At 59.7% G+C, this 5,091-nt stretch carries 5 protein-coding genes; 4 read left to right on the forward strand and 1 reads right to left on the reverse strand.

Translation table 11 applies throughout. The features are described from left to right. The coding region (locus DBR23_RS32095) for an OsmC family protein (RefSeq protein WP_233250808.1) at positions 1-268 on the forward strand (268 nt) is incomplete at its 5' end. 93 nt (positions 269-361) lie between these two features. Here DBR23_RS32095 and coq7 read toward each other — a convergent pair. Beyond that, positions 362-979, reverse strand: coding sequence for a 2-polyprenyl-3-methyl-6-methoxy-1,4-benzoquinone monooxygenase (coq7, locus tag DBR23_RS28735; protein WP_060985880.1), 618 nt, complete (start codon positions 977-979; stop codon positions 362-364). Positions 980-1,294: 315 nt separating this feature from the next. Here coq7 and DBR23_RS28740 point away from each other — a divergent pair, with 315 nt between their 5' ends. The 3 genes from DBR23_RS28740 to DBR23_RS28750 form a co-directional block, all read left to right on the forward strand. Then, positions 1,295-2,341, forward strand: coding sequence for a porin (locus DBR23_RS28740; RefSeq protein WP_108500311.1), 1,047 nt, complete (start codon positions 1,295-1,297; stop codon positions 2,339-2,341). A 504-nt stretch (positions 2,342-2,845) separates the two neighbouring features. Beyond that, a complete protein-coding gene (locus tag DBR23_RS28745; protein ID WP_108500312.1) occupies positions 2,846-4,426 on the forward strand; it encodes an ABC transporter substrate-binding protein in 1,581 nt (526 codons plus the stop codon). A gap of 137 nt (positions 4,427-4,563) precedes the next feature. Beyond that, a partial coding sequence (locus DBR23_RS28750) for an ABC transporter permease (RefSeq protein ID WP_146191481.1) occupies positions 4,564-5,091 on the forward strand: 528 nt, incomplete at its 3' end.

Consider the following 5,091-nt stretch of genomic DNA (forward strand, 5'->3'; position numbering starts at 1 on the left):
TTGCACCGCCTATGACGTAGTGCTGATCCTCAAGCGCGGCCGCCATGACGTGCGCGGCTGCAGCGTCAAGTTGACGACGGAACGCGCCGAGACCGACCCCAAGGTGTTCACCAAAATTCATATGCATTTCACCGTCACGGGCAAGGGCATCCCCCCGGCCGCCGTGGAGCGCGCGATTGCCATGAGCCATGACAAATACTGCTCAGCCAGCATCATGCTGGGCAAGACGGCCGACATCACCACCGGCTACGAGGTGCTGGAGGCCTGACGAAGTCGTGGGATGGTCTGGGCTGCCAGACTGAGCGGGTGGTTGTGCGTATGTTTTTGGTGCACCTGTTGCCCGCGTGAACCAGCTGGGGGGTCAAAGATAGTGCGCCGTGGTGGTCATGACCTTGGCGGCGCCTTTCATGGCGAGGCGCACGGGGGCAGGCAATTCCAGTGCGCCGGCGGCGCGGGCCTGGTCTGCGTGCCGCTCCTCGTCCTGCTTCATCCGGGCGACCACGGCCCTTGACGCCTGATCCTGTTCGGGAAGCCGGTCGAGGTGGCTTTGCAGATGCGCGGCCACCTGGGTTTCCGTCTCCACCACAAAACCCAGGTTGGCCCGGTCACTGACCTTGGCAGCCACCAGCCCGAGCGCAAAAGCCCCTGCGAACCACAGAGGGTTGAGCAGGCTGGGGCGAGCGCCCAGCGCGTCCAGGCGTTGTTGCGTCCAAGCCAAGTGATCGGTTTCTTCGCGCGCTGCTGCCTGCAGGTGGTCCCGCAGGGCGGGGTCGCGGGTGACAGCCGCCTGCGCGCTGTAAAGCGCCTGGGCGCACACTTCTCCCACATGGTTCACCCGCATCAGGGCCCCCGCCAGCTTTTTCTGCGCAGGATCGAGCGATGCCTCGGGCACACCGTGGGCCGGTGTTTGCTCAGAAGCGCGGGGTTGGGCGAACAGTGTGCGCAGCGCGTTGTCTGCGGCTTTCAAAAAAGCGTCCATGGAAAGCTTTCGGGTGGCAATGGTGTCGAAACACAAATTGCACTTGGATACAAAAAACCACAAGGCAAGGCACAGGAGTTGCATGCAGCAATCGTGATTTTGCCCGTGCGCACTGAAATGTTGCAACACTGCAACGAATTTCCCCTTTCGGGGCGATTGTGGGTGAATTCCTTTGCGAAACCGGTCCGGGTCTGGTGCAATAAGAGCAACTTCCCCACCAGGAGGTTGGCCCGGGAAACCGGCGGGACTGTGCAGGTGCTTTCACCATAGACCCCCCGTACCGGAGCCCGATGTTTAACCTTGGAGTAACTCGCAATGAAAAAATCCCTGATTGCCCTGGCTGTGCTGGCTGCTTCCGGCGCTGCAATGGCTCAATCCTCCGTGACCCTGTTCGGCGTGGTTGACGCAACCTATGCCTATGGTTCCGGCAGCGTCTCTAACAAGTCGCAACTGACGAACTCCGGTCTGACCGCTAGTCGTTTGGGCTTCCGCGGCGTTGAAGACCTGGGTGGCGGTCTGGCTGCTTCGTTCTGGCTCGAAGCTGGTCTGAACAACGACAACGGTACCGGCAGCGTTACCAACACCAACAACCAAGCAGCTACCAGCACTGGCGGCGGCCTGACTTTCAACCGTCGTTCGACGGTCAGCCTGAACGGCGGCTTCGGTGAAGTGCGTCTGGGCCGTGACTACACCCCCCAATTCTGGAACCTGACCGTGTTCGATCCGTTCGGCACGCTCGGCGTGGGCGGCACCCAAACCCTGAACTCCAGCCTGGGCGGCCCTACCGCCATCCGCGCTTCGAACTCCATCGGCTACTTCCTGCCTGGCAACCTGGGTGGTTTCTACGGCCAAGCCCAGTATTACATGGGTGAAAACAACAGCAACGCTGCCAACAAGAAGGACGGCAACGGCCTGGCACTGCGCGCTGGTTACGCTAACGGCCCCATCAACGCCGCTATCGCTTTCTCCGAAACCAAGTTCCTGGCTGGCAACATCAAGTCTTGGAACCTGGGCGGTCAATATGACCTGGGCATGGCTAAGATCATGGCTCACTACAACGAAGACAAGATCAGCGGCGGCAACGACGGCAAGGGCTTCCTGCTGGGTGGCCTGATCCCCGTGGGCGCTGGCGAAGTTCGTCTGGCTTACTCCACCTACAAGATCGACACCGTTGGTGCTGATCCACGCACGAACAAGCTGGCTCTGGGCTACGTGCACAACCTGTCCAAGCGCACGGCTCTGTACGCAACGTACGCTCGCGTGAGCAACAAGAACGGCGCTGCACAAGCTCTGAACGGCGCTGTGACTGGTGTGAACAGCAACTCCAACGGTTACGACTTCGGTATCCGTCACAGCTTCTAATATCGCCAGCTGGCTTTGGCCAGTTGTTGATATAAAAGCTAAAAGCCGCCTTCGGGCGGCTTTTTTATTTCTCGAATTATTTGTGTGAGTGTGCTCGTCGTGTACCACTCCCTGTGTAGCGATTCGGGTGGATTGAGTCGGTCCTGAGGTGCATGTGCTGAATATTGACTGCGCATGCAGGCCTATGGGTTTTGTGAGGCGAAAGATTTCCCTCTGTTGAGTGCTTCCGTCGAGGTGGCCAGAAGGTCACGGTAGGTAGCAAAGCCACAATGCGGTGCCTCTGACCCCGCGTCGCTGAGCGGCGAAGGGATGTCGCCGCCGTGATCAGTGGCATGAGCCCGCGTGGACAAGGTAAAAAGAAAGTTTTAGCTGGCACCAACCTTGCATAAAGGACGCGCTGTCAGCGCAGTTATAGGCCCTTCATAGCACCGGGGATTCAGGGATTTCCCGTTGGCTATAGAGCAACCTTTACTGCATAGTAAAACTTTTAATCAAGAGGGTTCCATGAAACTCAACCACAGTCTTTTGGCGGTGGCTGCAGCCGCCGCGCTGCTGTTTGCGCCATCACTGCAAGCCAAGCCCTTCAAATGGGCCAGTCAGGGGGAAATTTCGACCTGGGACATTCACTCCCAGAATAACGCGCTGCAAAACGGCCTTCATGCCAACGTGTATGAAAGCTTGGTTTACTACAACAGCAAGACGTTCGATGTGGAACCTGTGCTGGCGACAGCCTGGAAGGAGATCAGCCCCACGCAGGTGCGTTTTACGCTGCGCCAGGGCGTCAAGTTCCATGATGGTTCGCCGCTGACCACCGACGATGCCGTGTACTCCATCCAGCGGGCCATGGCCAAAACGTCCAACTTCACCCCCTACGTACAGGGCATCAGCAAAGTGGTGAAGGTGGATGCTCAAAACTTTGACGTGATCCTGTCTTCGCCCAACCCGGTGCTGTTGCGTCAGATGACCGAGTTGCGCATCATGAGCAAGGCATGGGCCGAAAAGAACAAGTCGGTAGAGCCCAAAGACATCAAGGGCACCGACGAGAACTTTGCCCACCGCAACGCCATGGGGACGGGGCCTTACACGCTCGAGTCGTGGCAGCCTGATGTGAAGATGGTGTTCAAGCGCAACCCCAACTGGTGGGGCAAGATGGACGGCAACGTGACCGAGATCGTCTACACGCCCATCAAGTCTGCGGCCACGCGCATCGCCGCACTGCTGTCGGGTGAAGTGGATCTGGTGCTCGACCCGTCCCCCCAAGATCTGGGCCGCCTGCGCGCCAGCCCTGACCTGAAGGTGATTGACGGCGTGGAGAACCGCACGATCTTCCTGGGCATGGACCAGTTCCGCGAAGAACTCCCGGGCTCGAACATCAAGGGCAAGAACCCGCTCAAGGACGTGCGGGTGCGAAAGGCCCTCTATCAGGCGATTGATGCCGAAACCATCTCGCGCAACATCATGCGCGGTTTGGGCAAGCCCACCGGCACCATCGTGGCGCCGCAAGTGGCCGGCTATACCGAGGCCGTGGGCAAGCGCTTCCCGTACAGCGTGGATGCGTCCAAGAAGCTGCTGGCCGAGGCTGGTTACCCCGATGGTTTTGAAGTGGATTTCGCCTGCCCCAACAACCGCTACATCAACGACGAAGCCATCTGCCAGGCCGTGACAGCGATGTGGGCGCGCGTGGGCGTGAAGGCCAAGCTGCGCACGCTGCCGCTGGTCAACTACTTCCCGATGATCCAGCGCTACGAAGCCAGCATCTACATGCTGGGCTGGGGCGTGCCGACATTTGACGCGCTGTACAGCCTGCAATCGCTGGTGCGCACCGTGGGCCAAGGTGGTGACGGCAACTACAACGTGGGCCGCTACAGCAACCAGCGCATGGACTATCTGGTGGACCGCATCAAGGCCGAAACCGATGCGCCTGTGCGCGCCCGCATGCTGACCGAAGCACTGCAACTGTCCAACGACACCGTGTCCCACATTCCTCTGCATGACCAGGTGATCCCATGGGCCATGAAGAAGAACATCGAACTGGTGCACCGTGCCGATAACCGCGTGGACATGCGCACCGTCAAGGTGAACTGATTTATTCTTGACAGACTGAAAGCAAGGGCCGTGCGGCCCTTGCTTTCTTTGGTATATCTGACGATGTATTGACCCGCAGTGCCTCGGCCACCAAAAGTGGCGGTGGCACTTCCATCGAACACTCACTCGACTCTCTGATGCTTGCCTTTATATTGCGCCGCCTGATACAGGCTGTGATTGTCATGGTCACGGTGGCCTTCATCTCCTTCATGCTGTTCCAGTACGTGGGAGATCCCGTGGTGTTCCTGTTGGGCCAGGATGCCACCCCTGAGCAGATTCGCGAGCTGCGCAGCGCCCTCGGCCTGGACAAATCCTTCTTCGTGCAGTTCTGGCACTTTCTGGTGAATGCGGCGCAGGGCGAGTTTGGCCTGAGCCTGCGCCAGGGCGCCAAGGTATCGCGCCTGATTGCCGAGCGCTTCCCGGCCACGCTGGAGCTGGCCCTCGTAGCGGCCCTGCTCGCGCTGGTGATTGGTGTGCCGATGGGCGTGTATGCCGCCCTCAAGCGTGGCACTTTCACCAGCCAGTTGTTCATGACCCTGTCGCTGCTGGGCGTGTCCCTCCCCACCTTCCTGATCGGCATCTTGCTGATCCTGGTGTTTGCGGTGCACCTGGGCTGGTTCCCCAGCTTCGGCCGTGGCGAAGTGGTGCAGCTGGGCTGGTGGAGC

The sequence above is a fragment of the Acidovorax sp. HMWF018 genome, from assembly GCF_003061035.1.
Taxonomy (GTDB): domain Bacteria; phylum Pseudomonadota; class Gammaproteobacteria; order Burkholderiales; family Burkholderiaceae_C; genus Acidovorax; species Acidovorax delafieldii.